This window comes from Bacillus sp. PS196 (genome assembly GCF_037963555.1).
In the GTDB taxonomy this organism is placed as follows: domain Bacteria; phylum Bacillota; class Bacilli; order Bacillales; family Bacillaceae; genus Bacillus; species Bacillus subtilis.
Genome location: NZ_CP150159.1, coordinates 415,749 through 431,660, shown reverse-complemented (window position 1 = coordinate 431,660; position 15,912 = coordinate 415,749). Strand labels below are relative to the sequence as shown.

The 15,912-nt window shown below is 44.2% G+C and carries 15 protein-coding genes; 7 read left to right on the top strand and 8 right to left on the bottom strand.

The genetic code is table 11. The features are described 5' to 3' along the window. Positions 1 to 158: 158 nt before the first annotated feature. The 3 genes from NST79_RS02230 (at position 159) to NST79_RS02220 (ending at position 1,961) form a co-directional block, all read left to right on the top strand. Positions 159 to 1,523, top strand: a complete 1,365-nt coding sequence (locus tag NST79_RS02230) for an aspartate kinase (protein ID WP_212059765.1) — start codon at positions 159 to 161, stop codon at positions 1,521 to 1,523. Between the two features lie 153 nt (positions 1,524 to 1,676). After that, positions 1,677 to 1,790, top strand: coding sequence for a YjcZ family sporulation protein (locus NST79_RS02225; RefSeq protein ID WP_003234495.1), 114 nt, complete (start codon positions 1,677 to 1,679; stop codon positions 1,788 to 1,790). A gap of 81 nt (positions 1,791 to 1,871) precedes the next feature. Continuing rightward, complete coding sequence (locus NST79_RS02220) at positions 1,872 to 1,961, top strand: YjcZ family sporulation protein (RefSeq protein WP_015482794.1); 90 nt, start codon at positions 1,872 to 1,874, stop codon at positions 1,959 to 1,961. 99 nt (positions 1,962 to 2,060) lie between these two features. Here the strand turns inward: NST79_RS02220 and phrC are convergent, their stop codons facing one another. The 4 genes from phrC to yclJ form a co-directional block, all read right to left on the bottom strand. After that, positions 2,061 to 2,183 carry a phosphatase RapC inhibitor PhrC gene (gene phrC, locus NST79_RS02215; protein WP_003224994.1) on the bottom strand — a complete coding sequence of 41 codons (123 nt, stop codon included), beginning with the start codon at positions 2,181 to 2,183 and terminating at the stop codon, positions 2,061 to 2,063. Continuing rightward, positions 2,167 to 3,315: a response regulator aspartate phosphatase RapC gene (gene rapC / locus NST79_RS02210; protein WP_003246686.1), complete on the bottom strand. Its 1,149-nt coding sequence runs from the start codon at positions 3,313 to 3,315 to the stop codon at positions 2,167 to 2,169. The genes phrC and rapC overlap by 17 nt, the downstream gene beginning before the upstream one ends. Positions 3,316 to 3,478: 163 nt before the next feature. Continuing rightward, on the bottom strand, positions 3,479 to 4,900 hold the full coding sequence (gene yclK / locus NST79_RS02205) for a HAMP domain-containing sensor histidine kinase (RefSeq protein WP_212059763.1): 1,422 nt from the start codon (positions 4,898 to 4,900) through the stop codon (positions 3,479 to 3,481). Then, positions 4,887 to 5,570 carry a two-component system response regulator YclJ gene (yclJ, locus tag NST79_RS02200; RefSeq protein WP_003246532.1) on the bottom strand — a complete coding sequence of 228 codons (684 nt, stop codon included), beginning with the start codon at positions 5,568 to 5,570 and terminating at the stop codon, positions 4,887 to 4,889. Before yclJ ends, yclK begins: the two co-directional genes overlap by 14 nt. A gap of 213 nt (positions 5,571 to 5,783) precedes the next feature. Between yclJ and NST79_RS02195 the strand changes: the two genes are divergently transcribed. Both NST79_RS02195 and NST79_RS02190 read left to right on the top strand, forming a co-directional pair. Beyond that, complete coding sequence (locus tag NST79_RS02195; protein ID WP_088325303.1) at positions 5,784 to 7,244, top strand: ABC transporter permease; 1,461 nt, start codon at positions 5,784 to 5,786, stop codon at positions 7,242 to 7,244. Positions 7,245 to 7,259: 15 nt separating this feature from the next. Beyond that, entirely contained in the window at positions 7,260 to 7,940 is a 681-nt protein-coding gene (locus NST79_RS02190) for an ABC transporter ATP-binding protein (RefSeq protein WP_032722912.1), read from the top strand. Between the two features lie 104 nt (positions 7,941 to 8,044). Here the strand turns inward: NST79_RS02190 and gerKB are convergent, their stop codons facing one another. The 3 genes from gerKB to gerKA are packed head-to-tail and all read right to left on the bottom strand — an operon-like array spanning position 8,045 to position 12,038. Next, positions 8,045 to 9,166, bottom strand: a complete 1,122-nt coding sequence (gene gerKB / locus NST79_RS02185) for a spore germination protein GerKB (protein ID WP_032726536.1) — start codon at positions 9,164 to 9,166, stop codon at positions 8,045 to 8,047. Between the two features lie 24 nt (positions 9,167 to 9,190). Beyond that, positions 9,191 to 10,414, bottom strand: a complete 1,224-nt coding sequence (gerKC, locus tag NST79_RS02180) for a Ger(x)C family spore germination protein (protein ID WP_212059761.1) — start codon at positions 10,412 to 10,414, stop codon at positions 9,191 to 9,193. After that, positions 10,404 to 12,038 (bottom strand): spore germination protein GerKA, encoded by a 1,635-nt coding sequence (gene gerKA, locus NST79_RS02175; protein WP_212059759.1) that lies wholly within the window; start codon positions 12,036 to 12,038, stop codon positions 10,404 to 10,406. The genes gerKC and gerKA overlap by 11 nt, the downstream gene beginning before the upstream one ends. Before the next feature lie 125 nt (positions 12,039 to 12,163). On the opposite strand from gerKA, the gene NST79_RS02170 reads away from it, so the two are divergent. Next, positions 12,164 to 12,385, top strand: a complete 222-nt coding sequence (locus NST79_RS02170; protein ID WP_015252828.1) for a hypothetical protein — start codon at positions 12,164 to 12,166, stop codon at positions 12,383 to 12,385. 14 nt (positions 12,386 to 12,399) lie between these two features. Here NST79_RS02170 and NST79_RS02165 read toward each other — a convergent pair whose 3' ends face one another. Beyond that, positions 12,400 to 14,154, bottom strand: a complete 1,755-nt coding sequence (locus tag NST79_RS02165) for a right-handed parallel beta-helix repeat-containing protein (RefSeq protein WP_212059757.1) — start codon at positions 14,152 to 14,154, stop codon at positions 12,400 to 12,402. Positions 14,155 to 14,433: 279 nt separating this feature from the next. Between NST79_RS02165 and NST79_RS02160 the strand changes: the two genes are divergently transcribed. Beyond that, positions 14,434 to 15,912 carry a peptide MFS transporter gene (locus NST79_RS02160; protein WP_029726571.1) on the top strand — a complete coding sequence of 493 codons (1,479 nt, stop codon included), beginning with the start codon at positions 14,434 to 14,436 and terminating at the stop codon, positions 15,910 to 15,912.

Sequence of the window (15,912 nt, the reverse complement as noted above, 5' to 3'; positions counted from 1 at the left end):
TTATAACGCAGGCATACGGTCAGCAAACCTAACATTATTCCTCGTGAAAAATACAAATGTTCTCCTGAGAAAGAAATTCCCCCTTGATTTACAGTACTGAAAGAGAGATAATAAATACTAAATTTGTGTGAAAATTTTAAACATTAGGAGATGTAAACATGAAGGTCGTTAAATTCGGAGGCAGCTCACTTGCTTCAGGCGCCCAGCTTGACAAGGTGTTTCACATCGTTACCTCAGATCCGGCACGGAAAGCTGTAGTCGTTTCAGCTCCGGGAAAACGCTATGCCGAGGATACGAAAGTGACTGATCTCTTAATCGCATGTGCAGAACAATATTTGGCAACAGGCAGCGCACCTGAACTGGCGGAAGCTGTTGTGGAACGGTACGCTCTCATCGCCAATGAGCTTCAGCTGGGGCAAAGCATTATCGAAAAAATCAGAGATGATCTGTTTACGCTTTTAGAAGGAGACAAAAGCAATCCCGAACAATACCTTGACGCAGTCAAGGCCAGCGGAGAGGATAACAATGCCAAACTGATCGCCGCTTACTTCCGTTATAAAGGCGTCAAAGCGGAATATGTAAACCCGAAGGATGCCGGCCTCTTTGTGACAAATGAACCCGGCAACGCGCAAGTTCTTCCTGAATCCTATCAAAACCTCTATCGTCTTCGGGAACGTGACGGACTCATCATTTTTCCCGGTTTTTTCGGATTCAGCAAGGATGGCGATGTGATCACATTCTCACGGAGCGGTTCTGATATTACCGGTTCGATTCTTGCCAACGGACTACAAGCCGATTTGTACGAAAACTTTACAGACGTGGACGCTGTGTATTCTGTCAATCCGTCCTTCGTTGAGAATCCAAAGGAAATCAGCGAGCTGACATATAGAGAGATGCGGGAGCTGTCCTACGCGGGCTTTTCAGTGTTTCATGATGAAGCGCTCATTCCGGCATTCAGAGCGGGGATTCCTGTTCAGATCAAAAATACGAACAACCCCTCAGCCAAAGGCACCCGCGTCGTCAGCAAGCGGGATAACACAAACGGGCCTGTCGTCGGCATTGCCAGCGACACCGGTTTTTGCAGCATTTATATCAGCAAGTATCTCATGAACAGAGAAATCGGTTTTGGCCGCAGAGCCCTTCAAATCCTGGAGGAGCATGGTTTGACGTATGAGCATGTTCCATCGGGAATCGATGACATGACAATCATTTTACGGCAGGGGCAAATGGATGCCGCCACTGAACGCAGCGTCATCAAACGGATCGAAGAGGATTTGCATGCCGATGAAGTCATCGTCGAGCATCATCTCGCCCTGATTATGGTTGTAGGGGAAGCGATGCGCCACAATGTCGGTACAACGGCAAGAGCCGCCAAAGCATTATCAGAGGCACAGGTGAATATCGAAATGATCAATCAGGGGTCTTCTGAAGTGAGCATGATGTTTGGCGTAAAAGAAGCCGAAGAAAGAAAAGCCGTTCAAGCGTTATACCAGGAATTTTTCGCGGGCGTGCTGATCTCTTAATCGTACATAAATAGCGGGCGGCAGCGCCCGCTATTTTTTTATATCACCTTCATATAGCCGAATTCTTCATTTTTTCTCTTGTCCACTATTATCCCTGCCAAATGGATCGGTTCAGCATATCTTATAGTATCCTTCATAGGGAGGTGAAACCTTATGTCAGGATACTCTAACGGCGGCGGTTACGGCGGCATCAGTTCTTTCGCTTTAATCGTTGTATTGTTTATTCTATTAATTATCGTAGGGACTGCGTTTGTTGGCGGCTTCTAAGCTGCTGACCGTCTCTGCGGGACCCTGTCCGCCACAGTTTTGCAGCATTTGCTGAAGCAATCTCGCAAGGAGGTGCACAAAATGTCAGGTTACGGAACTTCTTTCGCTTTGATTGTTGTGTTATTTATCCTCTTGATCATTGTGGGAACTGCATTTGTAGGAGGCTACTAAATAAACGTAATCTCCATGAAGGCGGCACCGCAAGACTATGTCTTGCGGTGTTTTTTTGAAAAGAAAAACCCCTTCTCGCTAATGAGAAGGGGCTTGTTCTTACGTCATTCCTCTTTCTGTCACATGAAAGTCGAGTGCTTCCGCATTAGCAGAAACGCCAGCCGCTGTAAAAATCGCGGCTGCGGCCAAACAAATAACAAACAACTTAGATTTCAATTTCATACAAACCTTCACTCCTTTGTATTTGTTTTCTTGCCTCTTCAACTTGTAGAAAGTAGGAAGCAGACAGTTTAAACCATTTCTGTTCATAGTAATATTTTGCTACTTCTAGGGCTAAATCCTCTATATCAGCGTACATATTTTTATTTTTTAAGTACTGGAAACATCGTTCGATTCCTTCTTCATTGGGCTGATCCAGATATAGGGATTGCAAAAACTCGAATTTTACGGCATAGTCTGCATCGTCTGTTTCTTTAGCATATTCATAGCCCCGCTTGTGATATTCCGAAGCTTTATCATGTTTTCCCTGTTTATAATAAATCAGGGTGATTAAAAAATAGGCTTGCGGGAGAGAATTGACGATCCTGCTGCTTTCAAATGTGGAGACCGCTTTTTCAAAGTAATCAATGGCAGGGTCTAGAAGGTCTTGATTGTAATAGCATAACCCGAGATTGTAGTATGCTCTTCCAACCAGCTGGGCTTTTTGTTCTGCTTGGGCCATGTTGAGCGCCAATTTGAAATGGCGTGCGGCTTGTTCGAAATTTCTTTCATCCATCAGGTTGACCCCGAACACGAAATGGCACTGAATGATTCTCACATTATAGGTTTCCTGCTCCACGTAAATTTCATAGGCGTTTTTTATATTAATCAATGAAAAATACGTTTGCTTCATATAATAATAAGCTTCCGCGATTTTAAAATAGAATTCAGCCCGTTCAATATGGTCTGCGACAAAGGAGAGCTTTTTCTCCGCCTGTTTATAGTATGTAATGGCAGAAATAAATTCCCGCTTATCAAACTCATACATCCCGCGAAAAAAATTCACGTAATAGTCGAGCAGCCCTTTGAGATCTGCCTGGTTGCTGTCAATGTTTCTTGATAATTCAGACAGGCTTGGCTGGTCTTCGATATTTAATTTCTCTAACGGCTCAAGATAATCCAGCATAAGCTGGTGCCGGAATTCCATTAGTGAATAATAAAGCAGCAAGTTGGAATCATGCTGCATGTGTTTCAGTTCCTGCTGGATTTCAGCTTTTAACACTTCGGCATCCGGCACGCTGAATGTCCGGATATATCTGTACCACTCGTTAATTTTTTGACCGACCGCTGAAGAAGGAATTACCCCGCTCTTCATTCCTTCACCCTCTCCCATCAAAAACTGTTTATGTCATATTTTATCATGTTTATAGACCGTCCCAACCCGAAAAACACGCAATCTTTGTTTTCGGGAGCACGCAATAAACCGAAGCGGTGTATAAAAAAGGCGGCTCCATCAGATGATGCCGCCGCCCTGTATGCTATTGCTGTTTTGCCGTTAAAGGAAGGCGGATGATAAACTTTGTGCCTTTCCCTTCTTCACTCTTGATTTCTACTGTGCCCTGGTGCATTTCAATGAGCTGCTTGACGATCGAGAGACCGAGTCCGTATTCACCGTATGCCGTGTTCGTTCTTGAAATATCTGCTTTATAGAATCGCTCCCATATATGCTCAATATCCTCTTTTGGAATGCCGATACCCGTGTCTTCAATTTCAATAATCGTCTCTTTATAACCTTCCATTCCGCGCAGCCAAATGTCACCGTTTTGCGTAAATTGGATGCTGTTTTTCGTAATGTTGACGAGAATTTGAATGAACCGGTCATAATCGGCATGTACGATGACGTGATCCTCTACCTGGATCATCAGCTTGTTTTGTTTTTCTTCCGCCTGCTGCTGCAAGTGCTCTTTCACGATTTCAAACACCTCGATCAGAGGAACATCTAGCTTGTTCAATGTAATTTGCTGGGATCTGATTTTTTCATAATCCAGATTTTCTTTTACGAGCCGCAGCATGCGCTTCGTTTCCTCACTGATCAGCGAGAAGCATTTATCCTTTTTATCCTCAGGAATCGTATGGCTGTTCAGCCCTTCAACCAGACCGTTGATCGTCGTCAGCGGTGTTTTTAATTCATGTGACACATCAGCGATAAACTGCCTTCTCCGCTTCTCAAGGCGCTCGATTTCATCCCTTGACTGCTTTAGTTTTTTCGCCATGATATTAAAGTCAGACGCCAGTACGCCGATTTCGTCCCCGTAGCTGTTTTCCAAATGGATGTCATAATCGCCGGAAGCCACTTTATCTGTCGCTTCTCTCAGCTTTTGAATCCGCTTGACATGGAATTTGGACAGAAGCCAACTCACGAGAATCGTAATCACAAGCGTGCTGATCACAGCGTAAAACATATAGAGGTTGACCTGATTGACCATCTGTTCAACACCGCTGATCGGAGAAATCAGCAGAACAGCGCCTTTAAATTCGTTCTGAACAAATATAGGCTGCGCCACAAGTGACACTTCATCATCAAAACGGCCATCTGCCCTGATCATGACAGTCTGCCCTTTTTTCAGCTTATTCCATTCTGACTTCTTCAGCTGTTCCCTTGGTGGGTGATGAAAGCCTTCAGGAAGAAAATAGGGCTGCTGCTCTTCATTAAAGATGATAAACTGCGTCTTTCTTGTGCTTAAAATGTCCTGATAAGGATAGAGCCTGCGCATGTCCACCTGGCCGGCTTGGAATTCATTTGCAATCTGCACCGCATATGACGTCAATTCCTCTACTTTGTTCTGATAGGCAAATTCCTTCACAAAGTGGGAAAACAGAGAAATGATAATGACAAACGCTAAAATCAAAATGCTGATATGGCTTAGCAGCAGCTGATATAAATATTTAATCTTCATCAAATTTATACCCTACTCCCCACACAGTATACAGGAAAGGCTTGTCCTCGCTGGCAAGCTTTTTCCGCAGCCGTTTGATATGAACGTCAACCGTCCGCTCATCTCCATAAAACTGATAGCCCCATACCTGCTCAAGCAGCTGTTCTCTGGAGAACACCTGCCGCGGATTTTGGACAAGGTAATAAAGCAGATCGAATTCCTTCGGCGTGAGATTTTCTACAGGCTCTCCGTTTAATAATACTTCTCTCGTCTTCTTATTAATGGTAAAGCATTCCGTTTCGATCATATCTTCATCAATAACTGCTTTGCCTGTCGCCTTGTATCTTCTGATGACGGCTTTGATGCGGGCAACCAATGTCAGCGGGCTGAACGGCTTTGTGACATAATCGTCCGCCCCCATCTCAAAACCGATGACCTGATCTGATTCAGTGTCTTTGGCAGTCAGCATGATAATCGGCACCGTGCTTGTCTCTCTTATTTTTCTGCAGATGGTCACGCCGTCCATAGATGGAAGCATGATATCCAAAATGATCAGATCCCAATTTTCTTCCGTAAAACGCTGGTACCCTTCTAACCCGTCATGAACGAATTCCGCTTCAAAACCTTCTTTAAAAAAGAACATCTCCGTCATCGTACATACACTAACATTATCTTCTATCATTAATATTTTCATTATATCCTCCGGTTGTTTTGATGCTTTTTTATATAATAGCACCATTTTAAACAGAAGGTTTTGCGTTTCACAATTGTTAGTTTTTATTTCATCAACTAGAAATAGATTGTTCATATTTTTTTCATACCTTTGGACTACTATTAATTTATCAGCAAGGGGACGCGCCTCAGAGGTGGTCTTATCCATAAAAAATACCTATACGGAGGAACATAAATGAACTTTATCAAACGGGCCTTTTGGAATATGAAGGCTAAAAAGGGAAAAACGTTATTGCAATTATTTGTGTTTACAGTCATATGTGTCTTTGTTCTATCAGGCCTCACCATCCAGTCGGCAGCACAAAAGTCAAGCGAACTGGCCAGACAGGAACTCGGCGGAAGCGTGACACTACAGGTTGACCGCCAAAAGCAAATGGAAAAACAGCAGGACAGCGGTGAAAAGCGCAGCTTCGAATCCACACCGATCAAAGTGTCTGATGCGAATAAGCTTGCAGCGCTTGATCATGTGAAGAGCTACAATTACACCACATCAGCTTCAGCCAACGCGGGAAACTTTGATGCGATTGAAAGCTCTAGTTCAAGTGATTCCAGCTCCAGCAGTTCAAGCTCAAACGCTAAAAACAGTCAAGGCGGAGGACAAGGCGGACCGCAAATGGTTCAAGCTGATCTTTCTATTGAAGGTGTCATCAGCACAGCATTAGTTGATGATTTCTCTGACGGGGATTCAAAAATCACAGACGGACGCGCGATTACAAAATCAGATGTCGGCAAAAAAGTAACAGTGATCAACGAAACTTTAGCGGAAGAAAATGATTTGAGCGTTGGCGATTCGATCACAATTGAATCAGCAACGGATGAGGATACAACAGTAAAACTGAAGATCGTCGGTATTTATAAAACAACATCTTCAGGAGATGACCAAGCCCAAAATTTCTCTTTCTTAAACCCTTATAACAAGCTTTATACGCCTTACACAGCAACAGCGGCGCTGAAAGGCGACGACTATAAAAATACGATTGACTCAGCTGTTTACTATATGGACGACGCGAAAAATATGGATGCTTTCGTAAAAGCAGCGAAGAAAACATCAATTGACTTCGATACGTACACACTGAATACAAACGATCAGCTTTACCAGCAAATGGTCGGACCGATTGAAAATGTAGCTTCTTTCTCTAAAAACGTGGTGTATCTTGTATCAGTGGCAGGCGCCGTCATTCTTGGCCTGATTGTCATGATGTCAATCAGGGAGCGCAAATACGAAATGGGCGTGTTAATGGCCATCGGTGAAAAACGATGGAAATTGATTGGACAGTTCTTGACTGAGATTCTGATTGTGGCCGTTATCGCTATCGGCCTTGCATCTGTGACGGGAAATCTCGTCGCGAATCAGCTTGGAAATCAGCTTTTATCCCAGCAAATCAGTTCATCAACCGATTCAACGCAAACCGCAAGCGGACAAATGCCCGGCGGCGGTGGCGGCATGGGCGGCGGAGTGTTCGGCCACAGTTCATCAAACGTAGACATTATCGATTCACTGAACGTCGCGGTTTCTATGAACGACATGCTTATTCTTGGCGGGATCGGCATCCTAATCGCAATCATTGCAACATTGCTGCCGTCAATTTCAGTACTGCGGCTTCATCCGAAAACGATATTGACAAAACAGGAATAGAAAGAGGCGGAACCTATGAGCTTATTACAATTTCAACAAGTCGGCTACTGGTATAAAGACAAAAGCCAGCCATTGTTTCAGGATATTAACATCAGCTTTCAAAAAGGCAAATTCTACACAATCGTCGGAACATCAGGGACGGGGAAAACCACTTTCCTGTCTCTGGCAGGCGGACTTGACGCACCAAAAGAAGGAAACATCCTTTACGACGGAAAAGCGGTTTCTAAAATCGGCTTAACCAATTTCAGAAATCAATATGTATCAATCGTCTTTCAGGCGTACAACCTGCTCCCGTATATGACGGCTTTGCAGAACGTCACAACCGCTATGGAAATCACAGGTTCTAAAGAAAAGAACAAAGAATCATATGCGCTTGACATGCTGCAGAAGGTTGGCATCAACGAAAAACAAGCCCGGCAAAAAGTGCTCACACTGAGCGGCGGACAGCAGCAGCGGGTATCAATTACAAGGGCTTTCTGCTGTGACACGGATCTTATCGTAGCCGATGAACCGACTGGAAACCTTGATGAGGACACATCAAAAGAAATTGTACGCCTCTTTCAGGATCTGGCGCACAAGGAAGATAAATGCGTCATTATGGTGACGCACGATGAACAAATTGCAAAAGTGTCAGACATCAATATCAGACTTTCAAGAGGAAGTTTTACTGTGAAGGAAAACGTCGCAGTCGTATAACAAAACGCGCCTCTGCCAGTGCAGACAGGGGCGCACCCTATATCCCCCTTTTATATAGAAGTGAACATAAAAAGAGCGGCGGCTGCATCCCCCCGCTCTTTTTATCATTTTTTTGCTTCCGCCCCTTTTGACTTCTCTCTTCGTTTCTTTTTCCAAACAGCCACAATAAACAGAAAGAGCGGAAACAATAATTGAAAAGGCAAATGAATATACAGCGGCACCACGTTCAGGCCTTCGTTCAAGTGCTCTGAAAAGTTAGTCGCGATCGTTATAGAAAGGATTAAGATGCCCAATCCCATCGGATAAGCCAATTGGGAGGGATTCTTTTCCTTAAAGAGCGTAGATGTCCCAACCACAGTGGCATATAAGTAGAGGCTGACCTTAAAGAAGCCGCCGATGATCAGCGCCAGCATAAAAAAGACATCGAGCCGGTCTAAAAATTCTTCGACCTTGATTGTCTGGATCGTGCTTAAAAGCGGAAACTGGGATCTGAGTGTAAGATCAACATCAAGCACGCTGATATTAATCGCCACGGTGAGCGCCACAACCAATCCGCTAATAGCCATGGCGATCATCCCCATTTTTTTCACATCTTTTCTATCATTCAGGTTAGGGAAAATCATCACAAATAAAACAACTTCACCAAATGGGACGTACATGGTCTGCGTGAAAACAGAGTGAAGGATAGGAGAGATACCGTTTGCCAAAACCGGCTTTAAATTGTGCGGGTCTATAGTCCCTGAGACAATAATCAGCACAAGGCCGATCGCGCCCAGTAAATACATGGCCCCGAAAAGAAGTTCGGCCGCGCGTGCGAGTACTTCAATTCCTTTTCTTACGGCATATATGCTTACTACCATTAATAAAGCATTTACAATAATGATAGGTGTATCATGATAAGCAAACGTCAGCAGCATTTCTCCAAAGTCACGCAGCACCCTTGCGGCAATATAGGCAAAGTACAAGATATAGAGAAATGAAAACAGCCAGCTCAGCTTGGTTCCCAGCATATCATCCATATATTCTTTCGGAGAAGAATTCGGATAACATTGATAAATGCCTTGATACAAATAGAAAAGAAACAGTCCGATCGCACAGCCTAATAAAACTGCTATCCAAGCATCCCTGCCCGCCATCGAGCCCGGTGTAATCAATAAGGAGCTGCCCAGTTCAAAAATGATAATCATGACAAACAGCTGCCTTATGCTTATTCTGGCTTTTTCCATCTGTCACTTCCCCTTTCTTCAGACCTAATCATCTTTAAACTGGTGTTTGATCGGATTGTTTCGCAATCCCGTCCTTCTGATATACGTCTCGGCCTTCACATCGATGGGCAGTTCCGGCAAATATTCTTTGTCCCAAGTGTCCTTCATTTTCTCCCACTGCTCCGGATACTTTCTATATATCGTGTCACCAAAACCGATAAAATCTATTTTATTCTTCTTAATCTTTTTCACAGTATGGCTGATTTCCTTTTCAAGCTCTTTGTTGAGCGCTTTTTCAATAGCGGCCAGCACCTTGGGATCAGACAATTGGAAAGGGTATTTGACAGCATCTATAATACCTTCAACCGACACTTTCACATGGATGTACGGGCGTCCGTTCCGCATTTTCGGTACCAGCTTTGTATCTTGATGGGTAACCTGCAAGCTGACCGCATCCTTCGTCTTGCCCCAGTCAGCATTAATAAACGTATGCTGGATCTTATTCATAAGCCAGACTACCCCCACGCTTTCATCATCTTCCAGCCAATACTTTAAATATCCTGCCTTATCAAAAACCGCCAAACCATCTGCCTGAAGAATGGCTTTCGGGTCAGTCGCCTGCGTGTTTTCCATGCTGACTCCTTTTTTATCGTCACCAATCATCATATATCCGGGGATGACCGGTGCCATAGTGTTGGCGGCAAGTGTTTTCAAAACGTCCTGAATATTGATTTTGACCACCCGCCCGTATTGTGCCTCCGTGAAATCGAGTGTTTTATTGACTTTATTTGACGGAATTTTATCAATCGGCGTCAAGATTTTCACAATATTTTCTGCTTTTGTTTTATGGGCAACGACGAATGTTGCTGTTGTCCTGAATTCTGTGTCCCGGTCAAGATTATCTAATACAAAATCCAAACCTTCTTCTTTTGCCAGCTTTTCATTGATCACGACTAGATTGGTATGGGCAAAATAAAGCCGCCGTGATACCTTCATGGAGGCTTTTCTGAGTGCTTCCGTTATATTGTTACCTTCAATCGAATAGACAGATACAGGCGGCCTGTCTCCAGCACCGCCTCCCTGAAGGCCGCCGGCAACATTTCCTGGATTGATAATTTGAAGATGCAGCACGTAGTTGCTGTCGTTTGTCCGATCGATGCCAATCGCCGAGATAATCGCAAGATCCGTCAGCTCTCTCTTATCCCAGCAGCCGGGCAGCACAATGACGCTCAAAAGCATGAGAACGGCTAATAGACATTTACGTACCATTCTGATCCCCTTCTTCCAAATCTTTGTTCACCATTCCTCGTGAAGCGGCCGGCTCTGGGCGTTGATCTTTCCCCTGCCGCACCTTATCTTCCTTGCTGACCGATTCCGGCCTTTTTTCATCGGCCCACCACGGAACCCGGAAAAGCGCGTCCTTTACGCCTTGTGAAGAAAAAGGTGCAAGCGGCGACATATATGGAACGCCGAATGAACGAAGACTGCATAAGTGGACAAACATCATAATGATCCCTAAAATCAGCCCGTAAAAACCCATAACAGCTGAGGCAATAATAAAGATAAACCGAATAAGCCGGGCTGAAATCGCCATTGCAAACGCCGGTGTTGCGAAGCTCGCAATCGCGGTGAGTGCCACGAAAATCACCATTGCCGGAGAGACGATACCAGCCTGTACGGCAGCCTGACCGATTACGAGCGCGCCAACGATTGACACTGCCGAGCCGACAACCCGGGGCAGCCTGACTCCCGCTTCCCTCAGAATCTCAAAAGCAACCTCCATCGTCAGCGCCTCCACAACAGCCGGAAACGGGACAATTTCCCGCTGGGCCGCAATGACCACTAACAGCTGAGTCGGTATCATTTCTTGATGAAACGTCGTGGCTGCCACGTATACAGCCGGAGCCACAAGCGAAATGAAAAAGACTAAAACACGAAGAATTCTTATGCTTGTCGCAATGTCAAAACGCGAATAATAATCCTCAACAGACTGAAAAAACTGGACAAATAAGGCCGGGGCAATAAGCACAAACGGTGTTCCGTCGACAATAATCGCGAATCTTCCTTCTAACAGATTACCCGCTACAACATCAGGGCGTTCTGTATGATACATAGTCGGAAACGTCGTAAAGGTTTCATCTTCAATCAGCTGCTCAATATATCCAGATTCCAAAATACTGTCAATATCTATTTTTTCCAGGCGCTGTTTCACTTCCTTCAGCACCTTTTCATCGCAAATTCCTTGAATGTACATGAGAGCGATATCCGTATTCGTAACAGAACCTTTTTTCATTTTTTCAACCCATAAATTCGGATTTTTAATGTATCGCCGGATCATGGAAATATTGGTTTGCAGAGACTCTGTAAACCCTTGGCGCGGGCCGCGGAATGACACCTGGGTGCTCGGCTCTTGGATGGAGCGCTGCTCTCCCCCTTGAGTGCTGCAAATCAAAGCTTCATCATGGCCATCAGCAAAAATGAGCGCATTGCCGAGCATTAACTCGGAAAAAAGCTTGTCCCAGCTCTTTTCCGCTTTCACCCCGCCCAGCGGGAGCGTTTTTTCAAGAATTTGCTGGATCGCATGAGTATTCTGGATAGACTCATCCTGTACCAATGGGTCAATTAACGACTCATGGATCGTGTTATTATCGACCAGCCCAGCAATATAGATAACAGCTAGGTGGACATGATCTTGCTCCCCGATTTTAATCTCGCGAATGATGACGTCAGAGCTGCTTCCGACTTCCTTTTTCGTTTCCGCTATATTCTTTGCCAAACTTGGAGAAATGAGAACCGGCTTTTCTTTTTCTTGCTGCTGTTCCTGATTCCTTTCGTCTGTATTCTGCTTGTCTTTTGAATCGGTACTGTTCTTTCGCTTAGAAAATAAAGGCATACACAAATACCTTTCCTTGTCGTTTTCTCATATTCTTCCTTTTAAAATTGAGATTATGCATTAGGGTTAGATGCGGTATAACTTCTCCGCCAACGATAGACACTAAAAGCGGAGGATGATGAAGCATGAAGATATTGGGCGTGACCGGAGTCATATTAATTTGTTTATTAGCTATTTCTGTATTGATGGACATGCTTCAAGGGTTCAGTTTAACAAAAGCCGTTTATAACAATATGTCCAGCTTTAAGATGACAACATTTGCTGAATGGGTCGTGATTTTATTTTTTGTGTTAGTACTTGTGAGAGAAATGTACGTGATCTATAAATCGAAAAAAAAGAACCCCTAGAGGGGGCGCTTTTTTCAGACGATAAAATTGCCGTCTATTGTATCACTGCTGTGTTTGTTGATAGTCCCTTTAAAAATGCGGTTGCCGATGATTTTGGAATTGGTTGACGTGTTTGTTTGAATAGCTGTCGCAGTGCCCGCGGAGAGGTTATTGATGGTGTTTCCTGAGATGATAGAGCCTGCAGAGCCATTGAGATAAATCACAATCGGATTCCCGGCTGTTCTGTTGACTGAAATGGTATTATCAAAAATCTCATGCACACCGGCGCTGATATAGATGGTGACCAAAAGCGGAGATCTCTCTAAGTGGTTGCCGATAATTGAGGTTTTTGCACTTGTGGAGCAATAAATGGGGTAATTTTTGAACTCTTTAAATGTATTGTTTTTGATGATGGCGCCGGCATTGTTTGTGACGGAAACAGAATATGATTCCGGCACTGCTTCAAACGCGTCAGGATTCAGTGTATTCCCTTCAATCACCGCGTTCCCTTGAGCAATCCAAATGCCCCGGCTGAATTTTCTCAGGAGATTATCTTTAATGATCATATTTCCGCCGGAAACGTTCACACCGTCAACGACTTGAATGAGACAGTTATTCAGAAAAGCGATGTCATCTGACAGCACTGCGCGAAGACCGATGCTGCGCCTTGTTTCAGACAGTCCGTTTTGAATTTGGTTTCCGTCTACCTTTACATCGGAAGACTGATAAACCAATATCCCTGTGTTTTCAAAGTTGCTGATTTTGTTGTTCGTCACAAGAACGCTCTTTCCTCTGACATCAATTCCAGTTGAAAATCCGGTAATGAGGTTGCCAGCGATCACTGCATCACTGGTCTCTTTTCCTTGTGATACACCGAGTCCGGTTATCCCGACTCTTGGCGCAGCCGCCGCGTCTTCAGGGCGTCTCAGAATATTGCCCTTGATCACTGTTTGCGTCCCATATCCGTAGCTGATTGTATTGTCAGAGTGATTTCCTTCTATTAAAATGCCATACCCGTTAAAATTGGTCACAGAACTTGAAACGTTTCCAACAAAGTGGTTATTGCGAATTGATACATTAATCGGTTCCTCATAATCAACATCACCTTCGCCATATCCTTCAATGTCAATTCCGAATTTCGGCGCTGTTCCATTCCCCGTTCCGGCATCTTCAATCAAGCATTCCTCCACCGTGACCATGTCACATCCGGTAATGGAAATGTTATTTCTCCTCGACCGCCGAACCTCACAGCGGCGGATGATAATTTGCTCTGACGTTTGATAATCTTGATTGGTCTTTAATCCCCTTGGGCTGACTATGATCCCATCGCCGGTAAAATCAGAAATTTTCACATCATCAATGACAACATTCGAGCATCCTTCAATACATATGCCAAAGCCCCATTCATGGGTTGACCTTATCCCTGCCGAGGCATACGTATGCTCATCCCGTTCGCCGATAATTTGTCCCCCGGAAATGGTTATATTCTCTTGCTTGCCCACATAAAATGCGGAATAACCCCACGAACTATTCGGGATCACTTTCATGATACATTCGGGGTCCATCATAATCTCAAGGTTGCCGGGAACAATGATCCCCGCGTTTCGAAACCTCTGATTAAGATCTCCGCCAAGCGTTGCGTCTATTAAATATGTTCCCTTTGGAAACCAGACAGTATGATAGCCTTTCGATACAGCTGTACTGAGGCACTGATTAATCCGTTCTGTCGAATCCGTTTTACCATCTCCAGGAACACCGAAATCCGCTGCATTTAATATGAATTCAGCCAATTGCGAGCCTCCTTCTCTATGATTACTATCATGTTACTCACAAAGGCCCGATCTGCTTGTACATTTCTCTAAAATTTTATTAAAAAAATATAAAGGAATAGTTGTGTAAGAAAATCTCACGATAAAAAGTTTAAAAATTAGGAGGAAATCACTATTTTTAGGTATTTATAATTTTTCCAATATGGAACTATTTGAAATGAGTATAAATTATATTGACACAAGTATTATATAAGAATATGATTTTTATAATACACTTTTTTTAGAAAGGGTTTGGCTGACATGGCTTCGATTGATAACGAAAGTATCATTAAAAGCGTCCCGCAAAAAGGGTTCTTTGGTCACCCGCGAGGACTATTTACACTATTTTTCACCGAATTTTGGGAGCGTTTCTCTTACTATGGAATGAGAGCAATCTTACTTTACTATTTGTATACAGAGACGGTAAATGGAGGGCTCGGCTTTGACAAGGGCACTGCGGTTGCCATTATGTCGATTTACGGATCACTCGTATACATGTCCACCATTATTGGCGGATGGCTCGCTGACCGGGTATTCGGTACCGCAAACACCGTGTTTTACGGCGGCATATTCATTATGTTCGGCCACATTGCACTCGCCTATCCGGGCAGCGCGATCGCATTCTATATCAGCATGGTGCTTATTATTGTCGGAACAGGCTTATTAAAACCAAACGTTTCAAGCGTGGTTGGGGATCTTTACACGAAAGAAGACCCGCGCCGCGACTCAGGTTTCAGTATTTTCTACATGGGGATTAACCTCGGTGGTTTACTTGCACCGTTAATTGTCGGAACACTCGGACAGAAGTACAACTATCATCTCGGCTTCGGAGCTGCCGCGGTCGGAATGCTTCTCGGACTTATCGTTTTTGCTTTGACAAGAAAGAAAAACCTCGGGCTTGCAGGTTCCAATGTGCCGAATCCGCTGTCTAAAAAATCTGCAATTGGCACCGGAATCGGTGTTATCATTGTGGCGATCGCAGTGATTATCTCTGTACAAACAGGCGTGCTGACGATCAATCGTTTTATCGACCTTGTAAGTATTCTCGGTATTTTGATTCCTGTGATTTATTTCATCATCATGTTTACAAGCAAAAAAGCGGACAAAACAGAAAAATCCCGTCTTGCCGCTTACGTTCCTTTGTTTATCGGTGCTGTCATGTTCTGGGCCATTCAGGAACAGGGAGCGACCATTCTTGCGGTATACGCTGATGAACGCATAAGACTTTCATTGGGCGGATTCGAACTTCAGTCATCATGGTTCCAATCATTAAATCCATTGTTTGTCGTCATTTTTGCGCCAATATTCGCATGGCTCTGGATGAAGCTCGGCAAACGCCAGCCGTCTACGCCAGTTAAATTCTCAATCGGAATTATTTTAGCCGGATTGTCATTTATCATTATGGTATTCCCTGCTATGCAAGGAAAAGAAGCACTCGTAAGCCCGCTTTGGCTCGTTCTCAGCTTCCTGCTTGTCGTGCTTGGAGAGCTGTGCCTGTCTCCAGTCGGTTTATCCGTGACAACGAAACTGGCCCCAGCTGCCTTCTCTGCACAGACAATGAGTATGTGGTTTCTGACGAACGCAGCAGCCCAAGCGATCAATGCCCAAGTAGCCGGATTGTTTGATAAAATTCCTGAAACAATGTACTTCGGCACCATCGGTTTGATTTCTATCGTTCTTGGCGGCATTCTCCTGCTGCTCTCGCCGGTTATCAAACGCGCGATGAAAGGGGTCTTATAA